Raw genomic sequence first — 18,025 nt, forward strand, 5'->3', positions numbered from 1 at the left:
ATTAAATTGCTTTTGCTTCTAAAGTTTGCGCAATATTCCACAACGCACTGATTGCAGGGTCATTTAACTCTTTTCTTAATACCGCCAAACCGATATCAAACCCTTCAGGTGCTTGCATTTTTGGTGTTAGTATTTGTACCTTATCCTGCAGCGGGCTATTATCTAGCACTATTTTAGGGACCATTGCGACGCCTAGCCCTAAGCTCACCATAGATACCATTGCTTCATGTCCTGCAACTTGGGCGTAGATTTTTCCGTGAATATTATTTTTGCGCCACCAGTGCTCTAACCTTTGGCGAGAAAAACCTTGTTCTGGGACAATAAACTCTAAATCAGACCAATTAATGTCATCACTATTTTGTGTAAGCTTTTGTGTGATCGGACATTGAATTTTTGGGCCAATTAATAAAAGTGGTGAGTGCCCAATATCAACAAAGGCAATTTGCGACGGTAATTTATTAGGCTTAGCTGCAATTGCCATTAATTCGTGGCCATCAAGTACACGATTTATAGCAAGTGCTGGGTCGCCTGTATTTAATGTTATCTCTATGTACTGATGCTGCGCACGAAGTTGTTCTAATATTTGATGTAAAAAACTATAAGATGCAGTTACAGAACAATAAATACTTACTTTGCCGTAAATATGCTGTTGTGGGTCTTTTACATTCGTTTTAAAACGTTGCCAATTAGCAAGCGTTGCCGTTGCGTAATCAATAAAGGACTCCCCCTCACGCGTTAATTTAACGCTTCGGTTATCGCGGATAAACAATGCTACTCCAACTTCTTCTTCCAAATGTTTTATATTTCGGCTCAAAGTGGGTGCGCTTATGTGGCAAAGCTCACTTGCGCGCCCAAAGTGAAGTGTTTTAGCCAGTGCTAAAAAGTAGTTTAAATGTTTATGATCCATGCCAAACCCAGTATTTCATATTATGAAACACTTTAATTCAAATATATCATTTTACGCAAGCAACGATTTTACATATGGTGTTTGTAAGCGCAATAAATCTTGCGCATCTAACAAACATGACTTTATAGGACACTAACAATGGCGAATTATTTCAATACCTTACCTTTACGCGAGCAATTAGCGCAATTAGCGCAATGTGAATTTATGGACGCAGGCGAATTTGCCGATGGCGTTGACGCACTTAAAGGTAAAAAACTAGTTATTGTAGGCTGTGGCGCACAAGGTTTAAACCAAGGCTTAAACTTACGTGACTCTGGTTTAGATGTTTCTTACACATTACGTGCTTCAGCTATTTCTGAGCGTCGCCAATCATTTTTAAATGCGTCTGAAAACGGCTTTACTGTTGGTACTTATGAAGAATTAATACCTACCGCTGACGTAGTACTTAACTTAACGCCAGATAAACAACATACCGCTGTAGTAAGTGCAATTATGCCACTTATGAAAAAAGACTCTACACTTGCTTACTCTCATGGTTTTAATATCGTTGAAGAAGGCATGCAAGTACGTGAAGACATTACTGTAATCATGGTTGCACCTAAGTGTCCTGGTTCTGAAGTACGTGAAGAATACAAACGCGGTTTTGGTGTACCAACTCTGATCGCAGTTCACCCAGAAAATGACCCTCAAGGTCTTGGTTTAGCACAAGCTAAAGCGTATGCAGCGGGTACGGGCGGACATCGCGCAGGTGTACTTAAATCATCATTTATTGCTGAAGTTAAGTCTGACCTAATGGGCGAGCAAACCATTTTATGTGGCATGTTACAAACTGGCTCTATTTTATGTTTTGATAAAATGGTAGAAAAAGGCGTTGATGCGGGTTATGCATCAAAACTAATTCAATACGGCTGGGAAGTAATTACCGAAGCACTTAAGTACGGTGGCGTTACTAACATGCTTGACCGCCTTTCAAACCCAGCAAAAGTAAAAGCGTTTGAACTAAGTGAAGAGCTAAAACTAATTATGCGCCCGCTTTATAATAAGCATCAAGATGACATCATCGACGGCACTTTCTCACGCACTATGATGGAAGACTGGAATAACGATGACGTAAACTTACTTAAATGGCGCGCAGAAACGGCAGAAACTAACTTTGAAAAGACCCCTGCTGGCGATGTGGAAATCTCAGAACAAGAATTTTTTGATAACGGTATTTTAATGGTAGCAATGGTTAAGGCAGGTGTTGAACTTGCATTTGAAACCATGACAGCAGCCGGCATTATCGAAGAGTCGGCCTACTACGAGTCATTACACGAAACGCCATTAATCGCCAATACTATTGCGCGTAAAAAGCTTTTTGAAATGAACCGTACTATCTCTGATACTGCAGAATACGGCTGTTATTTATATAACCATGCATGTTTACCATTACTTGCTGATTTTATGAAAAACGTTGATACAGACATTATCGGTAAAGGCCTTGGCGAGCACAGTAACCAAGTTGATAACCAAACATTAATTCAAATTAACGCTGCATTGCGCGAACACCCAGTTGAGAAAGTAGGTGCTAAATTACGTGGCTACATGTCAGCAATGAAAAAGATTGTTTAACCCTAAACAGTAAATGTTTCGCTTGTTAGAAACCAAGCCCGTATGCTTTTTGCATGTGGGCTTTTTTATGCTCATTCATAAAACTTTAATCATCCAACGCTACCTTTTATCCATCCCTTTATAGGCAATATTTAGATCAAAATAAATAATGTGCTAATATAGTCCTCTACTCAGTTGTAAAATTAATTAATATCATGACGATACAAAACCTTTCTATTACTCAAAAAATCACAGCTTTAGGCAGTGCTATTGCTATATGTGTAGCCGCGCTTATTGGCTTGACCTCTTTATACAGCTCAGAAGATATAATTGAGCAACGTATGATTGAGTCAGAGCTCCCTAGTAAATTGCAAACAATCAGCAATCACATAGGCGGTGAAATCAACGAGTTACTCGGTGCTGCTCAGCAACTATCATCAAACGAATTTATTTTACAATGGGCTCAATCAAACAACCAAGACGATACATTACTATTAAAAGAATTAAATCGCGTTGCCCAGCAATACGATTTAGCCACAGCATCTTGGGCAAATAGAGACACTGCACAGTACTGGAACCAGAATGGGTTTTTGCGTGTGTTAAAAAACGATGCAGCCGATGGCTGGTTTTTTGCTTTTAAGCAATCAAAACAACCTTACTCTATCAGTATTTATCAAGAGTCAGCCAATGATGTGAAAATGTTTGTAAACCATCAGCAGGCCAATGGTACTGGTTTAGCAGGTCTTGCAAAAAGCATCACTGATATGCAAAAGCTATTACAGCAATTTAAAATTGAGCAAACAGGCTTTGTATTCATTGCAGATAAAAATGGATTGATTCAGCTTCATAAAGATGCAAGTAAAGTAGCTAAAGCAAATATTGATGATTTGTATACTGCAAATATCCACAGCCAACTATTTAATAGTAATGGCTTTGCGCTAGAAGAAATTAATTTAAATGGCGAACCGACACTTGTAGCTGCTACGCCTATTAAAAACACCGATTTATATGTTGTAGCTCAAGTACCAAAAAGTGAAGTTTTCGCAAGTGTAAATACCTTACAATGGCAAATTTTTACCTTTACGATAATTACAGCATTAGTTGCGAGTTTAATCAGTTACTTACTTGCACGCTCACTTTCATCTCCACTTTCTAAAATGGCTGAGTTATTTTCACGATTAGGCTCAGGCGATGCAAATTTAGCGTACCGCTTACCAGAATCGAGCCAACCAGAGCTTAACAACCTAAGTAATGGCTTTAATCAGTTTATTAACAAAATAGAAACAGCCATTACTCAGGTTGCAAGCGAAAGCCACGATATACGTCAAAGCTCTGATCATGTATTTGAACAAGCCAAACGAAATTCTCAAGCAATAGATCACCAAAAAGAACAAACAATATCTGTCGCAGCAGCAATCAACGAAATGGGCGCCACAGTACAAGAAATAGCGCAAAGCGCAGCAAATACAGCTAAGTTAACCGATAACAGCCGCGAAAACACCATTCAAAGTCACAAACAAGTACTCCAAAGCCAAGCAACTATATCAGCCCTTGCCAGCGATATTGATGGCATAACAGAGCAAGTTACTTTGCTTTCTAAAAAAACGGTTGATATTGCAAGTATTGTTGACTCAATTAGAGGCATATCGGATCAAACTAATCTACTTGCTTTAAATGCTGCAATTGAATCTGCTCGCGCAGGTGAACACGGACGCGGCTTTGCTGTTGTTGCTGATGAAGTACGTGCACTGGCAAACCGTACATCGCAATCAACCACCGAAATTCAATCTATGATTGAAGAGCTTACAAGAATATCTGACGATGTAGTTAACGATATTGGTCAATCGAAAGATAAAGCTCAGCAAAGCGTTGGTGCTATGCAAAGCTCTGTTGAATTACTTGATACAATAACCGAAACAGCAAATGAGATAAACGATATGGCTACGCTCATAGCGACTGCAACTGAGCAGCAAAGTAATGTGGTTGCCGATGTAAGTCGTAATATTGAGCAGATTAGCGAAATTAGCGATAAAGCAATGAGCGAACAAATCAATACAGAGCAAGCTATTCGAGACTTAGCAAACAGCGCACAAACCCTTGATGCACTTGTAGCTACCTTTGAAAAGCATCGCTAAGCGACTCTAATATTACACGCCAGCTATGAGCAAAAACTATATTCGAAGATAGTTTTTGCTCATAGCTAATATGCTTAATTTATACAAACTAAGTGTTTTCACTATCGCCGCTATTAAACGCTAAAACGTACGCTTCCTTTTTAGCTCTAGGAAGCTTTTTTAATTGATACTCAAGCTTACTTGCTTCACTTTTATTACCTACTTGTTGTTGATGGATAAGTAAAAGAGGCCCTTTTCCTCTAAGGTTTTTAGCTCCTTTACCAGCCTGATGAGTTGCAAAGCGTTTTTCAACATTAGTCGTGATCCCTGTGTACCAATGACCAAATCGTGTTTCAACTATATATAAAAACCAAGTAGACTCAGTTTTTAAAATATTCGTTTCAATATGCTGTAAACTTTTTTCATTATCAGTGGTCAAAACATTACCTTAACGCCCTTAACATAAAACAATTGCTTAAAAGGGTTTTACCTTCAGTGACTAATCGGTATCATGCAGATTATAAAAAATAAGGATCACAACTAACAATGCAGTCGTTAAAAACTTTTTCTCTTTGGCTTATCGTCGCTTTAACACTTAGCTCAGCAGCAGGTTGCTCTAGCTGGGTATACCGAATTAACATCCCACAAGGCAACTTTTTAGAGCAATCGGATGTTGAAAAACTTCGTGTAAATATGACCCGAGAGCAAGTTGTTTATGTATTAGGTAGACCTATTGCCGAGGACGCCTTTGATAACAATACTTGGCGCTATATTTACAGCTTTAATAAAGGCCGTAAAAACGAACAAAATAAAGAGTTAGTAATTAACTTTGAAAATGAAAAGTTAGTTTCAATCTCAGGTGATTATGACCAACCTGAAAACTTTACTACACCGCTAGAGCAATAAACGTCTCAGGTAGTAAAAAAGGTGAGCATGGCTCACCTTTTTTATTGGTTTACTTAAAAAGCTTTTACCATTTTAAACGACGTTAGCGTGTGATTTAATCTGTTAAATTGTTCGAAGTTTATGCCGATTGGTATTACTTCTCGAGTGGGCGACCACCCGTTATTTTATTTGCACGCCCCTCTTCTTTTGCTTTTTCTGCACGTTTTCTGCGGGCATCTTTAGGATCTGCAATTAGTGGACGGTATATTTCTATACGGTCACCGTCTTTTAATTCATAGTTAGCTTTTACAGTTCGATTCCACACACCTAACGTTAGCGATGTGGCATCTATTTCTGGGCACTTTTCTATAATACCTGACTGAATAACAGCTTGCTCGACTGTAGTCCCTTGTGGCACTTCAATTGATAAACACGTGGCCGTGGTCGGTAATGCAAAGACCACTTCAACATTAATCATACTCGCGCTCCATAAACCTGTTTTGCACGTTGAGTAAATGCACTCACCATATTTTTTGCTACATCGTTAAAAATCTTTCCAAAGGCAAGCTCTATTAACTTACTTGAAAATTCAAACTCTAGGTGCAAATGAACCTTACATGCTTTGGCGTCAAGCTCTTGAAAATGCCAGCGCCCTTTTAACGTCTTAAACGGACCATCAACAAGGCGCAGTAACACGGTTTGCTCATCAACAAAGGTGTTTTCGGTGGTAAACCACTTTTTTATACCCGCCTTAGATATTTCTAAACTCGCGGTCATGTTATTATCGTGCTGTGAAACAATTTTTGAGTCTGAGCAATTTGGTAAAAACTGTGAATAAGCTTCTACATCATTAACTAGATCAAACATCTCTTTAGTGCTGTACATAACCAGCGCACTTTTTTCTATTTGTGGCATACTCACTCCCAACTGTGTGGGCGAATTTTAGCAAGCTTTGCGCGTTTCCCCAAATTTTCATGCTGCTTAAATTAAAGCTAAATTTTTAAAAGCATTATTAAAAAAATCGATGTAAAACATCTCACATTACGTATATTATAGGGCACTATGGCTAAGAAAAATTCATCAAAATCGACAAGTAATACCATCGCGCTAAACAAAAAAGCGCGACATGAGTATTTTTTACACGATAAGTTTGAAGCGGGTGTTGAACTACAAGGCTGGGAAGTTAAAAGTATCCGAGCTGGTAAAGTAAATATCACAGAAACTTATATTCACCTTAAAAATGGCGAAGCATTTTTACTTGGCAGTCAAATTCAGCCACTTATCAGTGCATCGACCCATGTAATTTGCGACCCGCTACGTTATCGTAAATTGCTATTAAGCAGACGCGAACTTGACCGTTTATTCGGTGCTACAGAGCGCGATGGCTATTCTTTAATAGCTACAGCGATGTACTGGAAAAAATGCTGGGTAAAACTTGAGTTTCATTTGGCAAAAGGTAAGAAATTACACGACAAACGCGAAGACGGTAAAGATAAAGACTGGTCGCGTGAAAAAGAACGCTTAATGAAGCATAAAGCATAAATAAAAACGCCTAATTTATTAGGCGTTTTTAATTTCACCTATATAAAAACTCAAAAAATACCAATTCGCTTAACTAAGTAATCTATTATGAGATAAGAAAATAGTGTCGATAACAAGACAAAACTTGTTATACCAATCTGCTTATATATGGGGTCTATTTAACGTTAAGAAAATTACGCTAGAACTAGGCAAAAATTTTTATATCTAGTTGTTCTAAATAAAAAATTTTTAACGACGTTATAGTGCAATTTAATTCGTTAAATTGATCAAAGATTTATGCAGGTTGATATTACTTAGCCATTATCAGCAATTACTCCTGCATTACCCCACCTCCGGTATCTAGCAGTCGTAAATCAGAAAATTCCAATGCCTTTAGCATCAACTTTAACCCCTCAAATTGATTAAGTATTACTGCGAATTGGTATTACATAATTGAATAAATTAAAAGCAGAAAAACAAACATAAGTTTTAATTTATAGAAATAAATTATTACAAATTATTTCTATCACTAGCTATTCCACACATGGCTTCATCTAGCTATATAATAATTATTAACTCTATGTCCTATTCACGCTTAGTTTCACCTAGAAAAAAAAGTATAAATAAGGTCATAAAACCCACAAAAAAGCATTGTAACTAATACTTAAATCACAAATTAAGCTAATTGCTAACACTTAAGTTACATGATATTAATACCCGCGCTTGTTAAGCAAATAATTTTACAATATATCAACAAGGACTTAAGGATGAAGCAATCAACTGCATTTACACCAAGCATTATTGTGGGCGCAACACTCGCATTATCAGCAGGTTTTACAACAACAGCCTACGCAGCAGAAGAAGCTAAAAAAGTAGAGCGAATTCAGGTTACTGGTTCTCGTATTAAGCGAACTGATATTGAAGGGCCTTCTCCGGTACAATCAATCGGTAGAGCTGAAATCGAAAACATGGGTTACGATAATTTACAGCAACTCCTCGAAAGAATGCCTGTAGCAGGTAGCGGTACTTTCTCTACTCGTGGTAACAACCAAGATTCAACCGCTAACGGTTCAGCTGCAGTAAGCTTACGTGGCTTAGGAGCCGATGCAACACTGGTACTAATTAATGGTCGCCGTGTATCAATTAGTGCCTTTGCTGAAGGTATCACCAACTCATTTGTAGATATTAACAGTATTCCTGTTTCTGCTATTGAGCGTATCGACATACTAAAAGATGGCGCTTCAGCTATCTATGGCTCAGATGCAGTAGCGGGTGTAGTGAACGTTATCTTAAAGAAAGATATTGATGGTGTTGAGATTAACCTAGGCTATGGCGGTACAGATGGTCCAAATTATGAAGAAACAACAGCAAGCCTAGTTTGGGGTACAACAAGCGAAAAAAGTAGTGCATCTGTTATTATCGATTACTTTAAAAACACATCTCTTTCTTCTGATGAAATGGGCAGCCTTGGCACTGCAAACCAAGCACCTTATGGTGGTGAAGATTTCCGTTCATCTCGTGGTTTCCCAGGCTACTTTATTGTCGATGACGTTAAAACAATCGACCCAGCCTGTCCTGCTGAAAATGCAACTTCAAGTGGTAGCTGTTTATTTGATTACGGCCCATATGGATATGTTGCCCCAGCATCGGAGCGTGTAGGCGCTATTTCACAATTTGAATACCGCTTTGATAACGGTATTACTGGCTTTTTAGAAATGGCTGTTCAGCATAATAGCTCTGTCGCGGCAGGTGCACCAACACCACTTGATGAAGATGCAGGCCTTACGGTACCCGCTAATCATCCAAACAATCCATTTGGTGAAGACATTCAAATTGGACGTTACCGTACAGTAGATGCAGGCGCTCGCCAATGGGACATTGAATCAGACACCTTACGCTTCGTTGCAGGGTTGAAAGGCGAAATAAACGATTGGAGCTGGGAGACAGCGGTACAAAAAGGTCGCAGTAAATCACTACAAACAGGCGATCGTACACAAGGCTGGGTACGCACTGACTTTCTACAACAAGAAATTGATGCTGGCAGATATAACCCATTTGGCGGCACATATAACGACCCAGCTGTAATTGACAGAATCACAACCAGCTTAGTGCGTCGTGGTGAGTCTCATATGACCTCTTTTGACGCTAACATTACAGGTGAAGCGTTTAGTTTTGGTGGCGAAGCTGTAATGATGGCCGCCGGTATTGAGTACCGTGAAGAAGATGTAAATGATATCCCTGATGATCAATTTCAACGTGGCTTAATATTTGGTACTGAATCAGTATCAGCTTCTGCTGATCGTGAACAATACGCTGCATATGTTGAGTTCTCAATCCCACTTGCTGAAAACCTCGAACTGCAATTAGCCGGTCGTTACGATGATTATAGCGACTTTGGTACAACAACAAATCCAAAAATAGCTCTGCGCTGGGCACCGACTGATAAAGTAACGGTTCGTGGTTCTTGGGCGCAAGGCTTTAGAGCGCCTTCGTTAGCGCAAATAGGCTTAGGTCCATCACAAAAAAGCCAATTTTTTGTTGATACACAGCGCTGTGAACAAACAGGATTAGATTGCCAAGCACTTGATTACAACATTGAGTTCTCTGGTAACCCTGATTTACAAGCAGAAGAGTCAGAATCATGGAACGTGGGCGTTATCTGGGCACCTACAGCTGAGTTTGGTTTAAGTGTTGATGTATGGAGTATTACTCAAGATAATAAAATCGACGAAGAAGAATTTGGTCCTATTTATGCTGCAGAATGTGGTAACCAAAATAGTACCGTATGTGTCCGTTTAGCCCCTACAGGCGGTGCAAGCTTAGGCACAATACAAAAAATACACAGCACATTTAAAAATTTATCATCGCAAGAAGTATCTGGTGTTGATGTTTCAGCAAACTATAACCACTCTCTTGATGACTTAGGTTTACTTAAATTTAATTTAGAGTGGGCATATCAGGATAAGTTTGAAAAAGATGGTCGTGATTACACGGGTGAATATGGTTACCCAGAGCATCGCTTTATTTTCTCAACCAACTGGGAAATTGGTGAGTTTAACACCAATATAAATATCAGTTATGTAGGCGAATTTGAAGATACGCCTGATATCGACTTTGATGGCAATTTAGACTTTGATAGTAATACTTCACGTATGATTGACTCACAAACGCTTGTTGATTTACAAACGTCGTACCGTATTACTGAGTCAGCTAAAATATCTTTAGGTGTTAATAACTTATTTGATGAAGAGCCACCATTTGCAATTGGTGATGGCGATGGCGATTTATACGGTTATGCATCAGCTGTGCATAATCCTCGTGGCCGCTACTTGTACACTAAAGTAAGCTTTTCTTTCTAAATAAACGACACAAAAAAACCGCCAATTGGCGGTTTTTTTATTTAAAACTAAGGGCTAAATTATAGCTCGCCTTCGTTTTCAGATAAGAACTTAGCAACGCCTTCAGGGCTTGCGTCCATACCTTTTTTACCTTCAGTCCAACCAGCAGGACATACTTCACCGTGTTCAGTGTGGAACGCTAGCGCGTCAACCATGCGAAGCATTTCGTCGATGTTACGACCTAGTGGTAAATCGTTCACTACTTGGTGACGTACATTGCCTTCTTCGTCGATTAAGAATGAACCACGAAATGCAACACCCGCTTCTGGATGTTCAACGTCATACGCTTTACAAATTTCGTGTTTAACATCTGCAACTAGTGCGTATTGAACTTTACCAATACCGCCGTCTGCAACAGCAGTGTTACGCCATGCGTTATGTGAGAATTGTGAATCGATAGAAACACCAATTACTTCTACGCCACGCTTTTGAAACTCTTCAAAACGCTTATCAAATGCAATAAGTTCAGAAGGACATACAAACGTGAAATCTAGTGGATAAAAGAAGATAACTGCTTTTTTACCTTTAATTGTTTCATGAAGGTTATAGCTATCTACAATTTCACCGTTACCAAGAACAGCTGCAGCGGTAAAGTCTGGTGCCTGGCGGCCTACTAATACACCCATTTTATTCTCCAAATATTTTGAGTTTGTTTTCAATTGCTTTCGCAATGCTGGTACTTATATGGGCGCTAAAAATTAAAAACCAATAGCGCACACATATAATTAACTGTCATTTTAAAGTTATTCACTACAAAAGAACAATCGCATTTAACGATGTGAGCAATCGAAAATAACGAACACTTACAACTTGCATTAATCTGCTTGAATAATAGGTCTATTTTGAAGTGTAAATTGCGTTGTAATTAGATAGAACTTTTGACGTTACTGAAGAAAGGTTAATACATTAAATTGTTTAAAAATTCATATAATGTGGTATTAATTTTTACAGGTACAAAAAAACCTGCAAATGCAGGTTTCTCGTTTAGATTTAATCCATTATATCTGAGGGCATATCACCTCGGATTTTTTGCCAAATCTCACCTGTTTGATGACCGTATTTACGCATCATCGAAATAGCACCATCGTGCTCTTTATTTTCTGCCAAGATTGTTAAATCTTTATAAAACTGACGAGCAAGTTCACGAGTTCCAGCATCAGAGAAGTAATGACAACCAATCTTTGAATAAAAACCTCTAAAACCGTTGAGTATTAATACATAAATACGGTTATTACCCGCAACGGCTAATTCGTGATGAACTTTGTAATCGTAGTCAGCAAATGCCTGCGCAGTATCTTCTAGCTCATGACTTTGTGATAAAATTTCAATTACACGTTCAGGATTTAACTTAATTGCAGCACGTGTATAAATAGCACTAATATTAGTACGTGCAGATAAAAGCTGATCTGTCAGCTCTGGCATCTTGTCTTCATCTAAGCGCGCTAGTGTTTCAAGAATATTTAAGCCAGACGTCTCCCAAAAGTTATTTACTTTTGTTGGTTTACCATGCTGAATTGTTAACCAACCATCACGTGCTAAACGCTGTAATACTTCTCTCAAGGTCGTTCTTGTTACACCAATTAACTCTGAAAGTTCTCGCTCGGCAGGTAGAATTGAACCTGGAGGGAAATCGCCGTTCCAAATAGATTCAACTATATATTCTTCAGCAAATCCTGCTGGGCTTTTCGCTTTAAAAATTCTCATCCAGTTCCCACTCGAATTAATCAACACTCATCGTTTTACACGAATAACTGACTGATTGTACCAGACGAAGCATAACTAACAAGTAAAGTCAGGTATATTAATAAGCAAATGAGTAGAAATTAAAGATTAATAAATAATAAAATTTAGGTTTCTCTAATATCGCTACAATGTATAAATATACAGAGCAATATTCATTGTAGGTACATTGTAATTATTGATATTTTATTTACACCATACCTAACTGAATCAACTTAAAACACATAAGTACATTAAAAAGGAACACCTATGCAACAGAGTGTTCTAACCGCAACTTTAAAGAATTGATTAGGCAATGTACCAATGTTGTATAAGTAAGCGATATAACTAAGCTTATGTATCAATGGGAACTAAGTAGAGCGTCATGTAGCCTCTGCTGAGGCTGCATTGAGTGATCAATAATTTCATCTTATAAAAAGCGACTTCGGTAGCTTTTTTTTCCTTTTTGTTGCCGCATACATTATCCTAGGTCATAATCTAACGTCTTATTTAAACGCGGAATTTTTATGAACTGGCTTGCGCAATTACCCACCCAACGTACCCCGTGGCTTTTATTTACAGCTATCGTTTTTTTACTTGAAGTGACCGCCCTTTTCTTTCAATACCAAATGGGATTGGCGCCTTGCATAATGTGCATATATCAACGAACAGCCGTACTGGGTCTATTAGGCGCAGGAATCGTAGGTTCGACTAAACCACAGAGCAAAGCAGTTCGTATATTAGCGTATGTAATTTGGGGTGTATCGAGTGTTTGGGGATATTTAATTGCTCGCGAGCATATTGATATGCAAACCACCACAGACCCTTTTGCATTTAGCTGTGAGTTTGAACCAAACTTCCCATCGTTTATGCCGTTACATGAATGGATACCTAGCTTTTTTCAGGCGACCGGGGATTGTGGAAATATAGATTGGCAATTTGTTGGTTTGAGCATGCCTGCTTGGATGGAAATTATATTTGGGATTTTCTCACTAACACTATTTATTATAGTTATTGGCCGTTTATTAATTAAAAAGTCGATTTGATATGTTTACATTTTTTTCAAGCCAATTAGATGAGCTTAAGCACCTAAAGGTACGCAAGCGCCAAGACGTAATAGCACTTTCTTTAAGTATGTTATCGCCAACTGATAAAGTGTTACTAAGTATTATTAAATTAATATTACTAAGTCCACTATTTTTAATATTCACGGTATTTAAAGGTTGGATATTAATCCCGTTTTTGATACTCGGCGGACTTTGCTACCCACTTTTAACAACACCTATTGAAATCAACTTTGCTAAAAAACACTTAAGCGATGCATTAAAACAATTTAATCAGGGCGCATAGCGCCCTGATTGTTATCTACTGCTATTAAAGTGAAATTTTCCCCTCTAATTTGGCTAATAGTTTTTTACCAATTCCTTTAACTTGCGATAAATCACTAACGCTTTTAAATTCGCCGTTTTCTTCACGGTAATCCACAATTGCCTGCGCTTTTTTCTTACCTATACCCGGTAGCTTAGCAAGCATATCTGCATCAGCATTATTTATACTAATTGTCTCAACTTGAGGCATTTGCTTAGTTACTTCCGATAGTTGTGCATATACGGTAGTTGCAGGTAGTAAGCATAATAAGCTTATTATGAATAAATTTTTTAACGTTTTCATCAAACTTGTCCCTATTCTTCTTTTCTTAATTTGGAATGTTGCTCAGGAAAACCAAAAAGTAAGGAACTGAAAAGCTCATCACTTAAAGTGTACCTAAACGCATTATCACTATGATCCGAAATCCTGAAAATGCAGCTGGTACAACAAAGTGATTGCTTAACTAAAGTAAAGTTACCGTTTTTTGTCAAATTTAAGACACCTAAAAATTAATACTTCGCGCTTGCAAATTTACGCCCAAACCATTACTGTACATAAAAACAGTAATCTAATGGTTTTTACAAACCACGGTGCCAAGCAATTTTGCAGGAGAAATCATGGCTGTTGTTGTTAAATATGTTGTAGAACGAAACGGAGTCGAGCGTATGACGTTTACTACCAAAAAAGAAGCTGATGCTTATGACAAGATGCTCGATATAGCAGAATCACTTGAGCTAATGCTAGAAAAGGTAGACGTACCGCTTAGTGAGCAACAAATTGAATCACTTGCATTAGAAATAGCGAAAAGCAAAGATGACTTTATGACCATATTAAAGGGCGGCAAAGATCCAGTTGTTACCAAAGCGCCAGCAAAAAGTAAAAAGTCAGATAACGTTGCATCAATTGAAGATAACAACGATAAAAAAGCAAGTTAACTCGTAGATTGCCCTCTCCTCGGACGGGACAAACTAAATAAAAAAGGGAGCAACTTAGTTGCTCCCTTTTTTATTATACCAATTCGCTTAATTAAGTGATCTATTTTGAGGATGGAAAAACGTGTTGATAGCTAGGCAAAAAATTTGATATTTAGTTGTTCTAAATGATAATTTTTTAACGCCGGTAACAACACGTTTAGCACCGCAAAATGATTAAGTCTTATCGCGGATTGGTATTACTTACTACTCATTTTAAAATGAATAGTAATTGCTATTTAAAGCTCTTTTTCTACTTCATCAAATAAAGCAGTGATGTTTTGCTCTGGCTCTTTTGTTACTAAGCTAACAACAACAATTGCGATACTCGCTAAAATAAAGCCAGGTACTATTTCATACATAAAGCTACTTAAACTTTCACCATTAATAGTAAACGGACCATAAATCCAAACAAGCACTGTAAACGCACCTACTAACATACCAGATAAGGCGCCAGCAAAATTCATACGTTTCCAATAAAGACTAAACAATACAAGTGGTCCAAAAGCAGCACCAAAGCCTGCCCATGCATTACTTACTAGGTCTAAAATAGAGCTATCTCTATCGTACGCTAAATAAATTGCAAACAGGGCAACAAATGCAACGCTAATTCGACCAACAGTAACTAATTCAAAGTCGCTAGCATCTTTACGTAAAAATGTTTTATATAAATCTTCAGTCAATGAACTTGAGCTTACTAGCAATTGCGATGAGATAGTACTCATAATAGCAGCCAAAATTGCAGCTAGTAAAAAGCCAGCAATAAGTGGGTGAAACAATAACTCAGAAAGAATTAGGAAAATCGTTTCAGGATCTTCAACTACAATATTATTTTCATAAGTATAAGCAGCACCAAATATACCAGTACCAACAGCACCAAGGGCAGCAACAATCATCCATGTCATACCAATACGGCGAGCTTTAGGCATATCCTTAACACTACGTACCGACATAAAACGAACGATGATATGTGGTTGACCAAAATAACCTAAACCCCATGCCATTGCAGAAATAATACCTAATGCAGAGCCTGCTCCAATCCAGTTAAGCATATCTGGATTTACACTATGTAAAGTAGATTCCAGAGGTTGTTCAAGTAAAGAGTATGCAACAGTAGGCACTAGAATCAGTGCGATGAACATGATACAACCTTGCACGAAATCAGTTAAGCTAACCGCTAAAAAACCACCAAACAAAGTGTATAAAACAACAACACCCGTTGTAATGTATAAACCCACTTCATAACTTAAACCAAATGAGCTTTCAAACAATTTTCCGCCGGCTACAACACCAGATGACGTGTAAAGAGTAAAGAAGACTATAATCACAACAGCTGATACAACACGTAATAAGTTTGACTTATCATTGAAGCGATTTGAGAAGTAATCTGGGATTGTTATAGAGTCATTTGCTTTTTCAGTGTACACACGTAATCTAGGTGCAACTAACAGGTAATTTAACCAAGCACCAATCACCAAACCAATTGCTATCCATGTACTACTAAAACCAGTAACAAACATCGCACCAGGTAGGCCCATTAAAATCCAGCCACTCATGTCAGATGCACCTGCAGATAGTGCAGCAACACTTGGTGATAGATTTCGTCCACCTAACATGTAACCTGATACATCGCCAGTAGATTGCTTATATGCATATAGTCCGATACCTAACATTACAACAAAATATAATGCTAGTGAAATAATCATTCCTGTTTCCAAATTAGCCTCCGCATAATTATTAATAACAGGCTCTTGATCCGAATATTGACTCTTAAAATATTATAATAAAGACACTATTAGGATAAAAACCATTCTCGCTGACTATATCATGCCTAACAATAAAATCTCCAACTTGTTGCTTCCAGCTGATACAAAAATACTCATGTTGAATAATTTTAAAGCGAATTGGTAAAATATAATAAATTAAATAGAAGAAACACCTTAATTTATAATGATAATTTATTAATCTAGCAAATATACGTAATGCTATTTTGAGTCTTTTGCCATATATTATTACAATAACTAATTACATTAATCTTACGGAACTATTTATGTATTTTTACGCTGCACGCCAACCAATTTTAGACAGAGATAAAAAACTCATCGGATATGAGCTTTTATTTCGCGATGGCGTTGATAACGTATTCCCCGATATAGATGGTGACGAAGCAACAACACGACTTATAGAGGGTAGCCAGTTTAATTTTGGTTTAGAAGATTTAACCGACAATAAACCTGCCTATATAAACTTCACCCTAGAAACACTATCAAAGGGTTACCCTACACTACTAGGTAAAGACACTATAGTTGTAGAAATACTTGAAACTATCCAGCCTGGTAAGCGTTTATTAGCTATCGTTAAAGATTTAAAAGATAAAGGTTACACTATTGCTCTTGATGACTATATTCATCAACCTGTATGGCGTCATTTTTACCCATTTATTGATATTATTAAAATAGACTTTTTAGCATCCGATATAGATACAATAAAAACGGTTCTAAACGATTTAAAACCGCACTCACATATTAAGTTACTTGCCGAAAAAGTAGAAACCTATGAAATTTACCAACAAGCTTTAGAGCTTGGGTTTGATTATTTCCAAGGATTTTTCTTCTCAAAACCTGAAATGGTACAAAGTAAGGCTCTACCACCATCAGAAATGGCATTAGCTGAATTACTTTACGAAACATCAAGTGTTGATATGGATCTTAAGAAAATCACTGATGTGTTTGAACGTGATGTAAACCTATCTTATAAATTACTTAGGTATTCAAATTCTGCCGCATTTGCAAGACGCGCAGAAATAAGTACCATTAAGCAAGCTCTTATAGTGCTTGGCGCCAATGAAATTAAAAAGCTATTGTCACTACTGTTTGCAGCACAAGTATCAGCAGACAAACCTGTAGAGCTAATTAGGCTATCGCTTACGCGCGCTCGATTTGCTGAATTGCTCGCTATATCCCATGGGCAGTTTAAAGATACCGGCATGGCATTTTTAACCGGTATGATGTCGCTAATGGATGCTATTTTAGATGAGAGTATGGAAAGCGTCATGAAAAAGCTTCCACTTTCTAATGATATAAAAGCAGCGCTATTAAACGATGAAGGCTTGCTAGCAAAATATTTAAACTTAGTTAAATACTACGAACAAGCAAACTGGTCAGATGCAAACGAACTAACGAAAGAGCTAAACCTAGGAGAAAAAGTTCCCGATGCCTATCATGAAGCGCTAGCTTGGGTTAATGAACAAATGCAGTTAGTAGTGAACGAAAAACAAACTACCTGAACTCTGGTTCAGATATTTAAATTTATTTTTCTCTAGCCAGAGATTTTCAGTGAAAACAAGGCGAACTTACGCGTCAATAGTTAGCCTATTGCAAGTAAATTCAACGTAGTTAGCGCTGAAAATAACTGCTTGAGATAGGTTTATTATCCAGAGTTCATATATGGTCTCCTCCAGTATTGCAAGGTGTCATTCAACGATAGCAGGGACAGGTTTGCTGTCATATATACGGTCTTTTAGTGAAGATTATTACTTCTGACCTTGATGTA

Annotated in this window: 17 protein-coding genes; 9 read left to right on the top strand and 8 right to left on the bottom strand. The window is 37.7% G+C overall.

All coding sequences use genetic code 11. The annotated features are described in order from the left end of the window. Position 1: 1 nt before the first annotated feature. Positions 2-907, bottom strand: a complete 906-nt coding sequence (gene ilvY, locus H4J63_RS11110; RefSeq protein WP_182196595.1) for an HTH-type transcriptional activator IlvY — start codon at positions 905-907, stop codon at positions 2-4. 138 nt (positions 908-1,045) lie between these two features. Here ilvY and ilvC point away from each other — a divergent pair, with 138 nt between their 5' ends. Beyond that, on the top strand, positions 1,046-2,518 hold the full coding sequence (ilvC, locus tag H4J63_RS11115; protein ID WP_024589917.1) for a ketol-acid reductoisomerase: 1,473 nt from the start codon (positions 1,046-1,048) through the stop codon (positions 2,516-2,518). 194 nt (positions 2,519-2,712) lie between these two features. After that, positions 2,713-4,632: a methyl-accepting chemotaxis protein gene (locus H4J63_RS11120; RefSeq protein WP_024606188.1), complete on the top strand. Its 1,920-nt coding sequence runs from the start codon at positions 2,713-2,715 to the stop codon at positions 4,630-4,632. An 88-nt stretch (positions 4,633-4,720) separates the two neighbouring features. On the opposite strand, the gene H4J63_RS11125 is transcribed toward H4J63_RS11120, so the two are convergent. Next, positions 4,721-5,050 carry a GIY-YIG nuclease family protein gene (locus tag H4J63_RS11125; RefSeq protein ID WP_182196598.1) on the bottom strand — a complete coding sequence of 110 codons (330 nt, stop codon included), beginning with the start codon at positions 5,048-5,050 and terminating at the stop codon, positions 4,721-4,723. A 107-nt stretch (positions 5,051-5,157) separates the two neighbouring features. Here H4J63_RS11125 and H4J63_RS11130 point away from each other — a divergent pair, with 107 nt between their 5' ends. Continuing rightward, positions 5,158-5,517 (top strand): outer membrane protein assembly factor BamE, encoded by a 360-nt coding sequence (locus tag H4J63_RS11130; RefSeq protein WP_004335706.1) that lies wholly within the window; start codon positions 5,158-5,160, stop codon positions 5,515-5,517. A 133-nt stretch (positions 5,518-5,650) separates the two neighbouring features. Here the strand turns inward: H4J63_RS11130 and H4J63_RS11135 are convergent, their stop codons facing one another. Continuing rightward, positions 5,651-5,974, bottom strand: coding sequence for an RnfH family protein (locus tag H4J63_RS11135; RefSeq protein ID WP_007584122.1), 324 nt, complete (start codon positions 5,972-5,974; stop codon positions 5,651-5,653). Continuing rightward, positions 5,971-6,411, bottom strand: a complete 441-nt coding sequence (locus H4J63_RS11140) for a type II toxin-antitoxin system RatA family toxin (protein WP_007584120.1) — start codon at positions 6,409-6,411, stop codon at positions 5,971-5,973. Before H4J63_RS11140 ends, H4J63_RS11135 begins: the two co-directional genes overlap by 4 nt. A gap of 147 nt (positions 6,412-6,558) precedes the next feature. Between H4J63_RS11140 and smpB the strand changes: the two genes are divergently transcribed. Further along, positions 6,559-7,038 (top strand): SsrA-binding protein SmpB, encoded by a 480-nt coding sequence (smpB, locus tag H4J63_RS11145; protein WP_010553883.1) that lies wholly within the window; start codon positions 6,559-6,561, stop codon positions 7,036-7,038. 746 nt (positions 7,039-7,784) lie between these two features. Further along, positions 7,785-10,376, top strand: a complete 2,592-nt coding sequence (locus H4J63_RS11150; RefSeq protein ID WP_182196601.1) for a TonB-dependent receptor — start codon at positions 7,785-7,787, stop codon at positions 10,374-10,376. A 59-nt stretch (positions 10,377-10,435) separates the two neighbouring features. Here the strand turns inward: H4J63_RS11150 and H4J63_RS11155 are convergent, their stop codons facing one another. Both H4J63_RS11155 and fadR read right to left on the bottom strand, forming a co-directional pair. Next, the gene (locus H4J63_RS11155; protein WP_007378637.1) at positions 10,436-11,041 is read right to left on the bottom strand and encodes a peroxiredoxin; all 606 of its coding nucleotides are present in this window, start codon (positions 11,039-11,041) and stop codon (positions 10,436-10,438) included. A gap of 364 nt (positions 11,042-11,405) precedes the next feature. Further along, positions 11,406-12,119, bottom strand: a complete 714-nt coding sequence (gene fadR, locus H4J63_RS11160) for a fatty acid metabolism transcriptional regulator FadR (protein ID WP_004335692.1) — start codon at positions 12,117-12,119, stop codon at positions 11,406-11,408. Positions 12,120-12,661: 542 nt separating this feature from the next. Between fadR and dsbB the strand changes: the two genes are divergently transcribed. Beyond that, positions 12,662-13,180, top strand: coding sequence for a disulfide bond formation protein DsbB (dsbB, locus tag H4J63_RS11165; protein ID WP_007584117.1), 519 nt, complete (start codon positions 12,662-12,664; stop codon positions 13,178-13,180). A gap of 1 nt (position 13,181) precedes the next feature. Then, positions 13,182-13,484, top strand: a complete 303-nt coding sequence (locus H4J63_RS11170) for a DUF6170 family protein (protein WP_182196604.1) — start codon at positions 13,182-13,184, stop codon at positions 13,482-13,484. Between the two features lie 24 nt (positions 13,485-13,508). On the opposite strand, the gene H4J63_RS11175 is transcribed toward H4J63_RS11170, so the two are convergent. Then, entirely contained in the window at positions 13,509-13,805 is a 297-nt protein-coding gene (locus H4J63_RS11175) for a helix-hairpin-helix domain-containing protein (protein ID WP_024589927.1), read from the bottom strand. A 314-nt stretch (positions 13,806-14,119) separates the two neighbouring features. On the opposite strand from H4J63_RS11175, the gene H4J63_RS11180 reads away from it, so the two are divergent. Next, on the top strand, positions 14,120-14,437 hold the full coding sequence (locus H4J63_RS11180) for a YebG family protein (RefSeq protein ID WP_007584105.1): 318 nt from the start codon (positions 14,120-14,122) through the stop codon (positions 14,435-14,437). 275 nt (positions 14,438-14,712) lie between these two features. On the opposite strand, the gene putP is transcribed toward H4J63_RS11180, so the two are convergent. Beyond that, positions 14,713-16,191: a sodium/proline symporter PutP gene (gene putP, locus H4J63_RS11185; protein ID WP_101217622.1), complete on the bottom strand. Its 1,479-nt coding sequence runs from the start codon at positions 16,189-16,191 to the stop codon at positions 14,713-14,715. A gap of 332 nt (positions 16,192-16,523) precedes the next feature. Between putP and H4J63_RS11190 the strand changes: the two genes are divergently transcribed. Then, the gene (locus H4J63_RS11190) at positions 16,524-17,759 is read left to right on the top strand and encodes an EAL and HDOD domain-containing protein (RefSeq protein WP_182196607.1); all 1,236 of its coding nucleotides are present in this window, start codon (positions 16,524-16,526) and stop codon (positions 17,757-17,759) included. The last annotated feature ends 266 nt before the right edge of the window (positions 17,760-18,025 follow it).

The sequence above is a fragment of the Pseudoalteromonas sp. 5Ae-yellow genome, from assembly GCF_014077565.1.
GTDB lineage: Bacteria > Pseudomonadota > Gammaproteobacteria > Enterobacterales > Alteromonadaceae > Pseudoalteromonas.

Bases quoted from the DNA above. Each gene is read 5' to 3' on its own strand.
- H4J63_RS11130 (WP_004335706.1), top strand. From the start codon at position 5,158: ATGCAGTCGTTAAAAACTTTTTCTCTTTGGCTTATCGTCGCTTTAACA.
- ilvY (WP_182196595.1), bottom strand. From the start codon at position 907: ATGGATCATAAACATTTAAACTACTTTTTAGCACTGGCTAAAACACTT.
- H4J63_RS11170 (WP_182196604.1), top strand. From the start codon at position 13,182: ATGTTTACATTTTTTTCAAGCCAATTAGATGAGCTTAAGCACCTAAAG.
- H4J63_RS11140 (WP_007584120.1), bottom strand. From the start codon at position 6,411: ATGCCACAAATAGAAAAAAGTGCGCTGGTTATGTACAGCACTAAAGAG.
- ilvC (WP_024589917.1), top strand. From the start codon at position 1,046: ATGGCGAATTATTTCAATACCTTACCTTTACGCGAGCAATTAGCGCAA.
- H4J63_RS11120 (WP_024606188.1), top strand. From the start codon at position 2,713: ATGACGATACAAAACCTTTCTATTACTCAAAAAATCACAGCTTTAGGC.
- H4J63_RS11155 (WP_007378637.1), bottom strand. From the start codon at position 11,041: ATGGGTGTATTAGTAGGCCGCCAGGCACCAGACTTTACCGCTGCAGCT.
- H4J63_RS11180 (WP_007584105.1), top strand. From the start codon at position 14,120: ATGGCTGTTGTTGTTAAATATGTTGTAGAACGAAACGGAGTCGAGCGT.
- H4J63_RS11150 (WP_182196601.1), top strand. From the start codon at position 7,785: ATGAAGCAATCAACTGCATTTACACCAAGCATTATTGTGGGCGCAACA.
- smpB (WP_010553883.1), top strand. From the start codon at position 6,559: ATGGCTAAGAAAAATTCATCAAAATCGACAAGTAATACCATCGCGCTA.
- H4J63_RS11175 (WP_024589927.1), bottom strand. From the start codon at position 13,805: ATGAAAACGTTAAAAAATTTATTCATAATAAGCTTATTATGCTTACTA.
- dsbB (WP_007584117.1), top strand. From the start codon at position 12,662: ATGAACTGGCTTGCGCAATTACCCACCCAACGTACCCCGTGGCTTTTA.
- H4J63_RS11135 (WP_007584122.1), bottom strand. From the start codon at position 5,974: ATGATTAATGTTGAAGTGGTCTTTGCATTACCGACCACGGCCACGTGT.
- fadR (WP_004335692.1), bottom strand. From the start codon at position 12,119: ATGAGAATTTTTAAAGCGAAAAGCCCAGCAGGATTTGCTGAAGAATAT.
- H4J63_RS11190 (WP_182196607.1), top strand. From the start codon at position 16,524: ATGTATTTTTACGCTGCACGCCAACCAATTTTAGACAGAGATAAAAAA.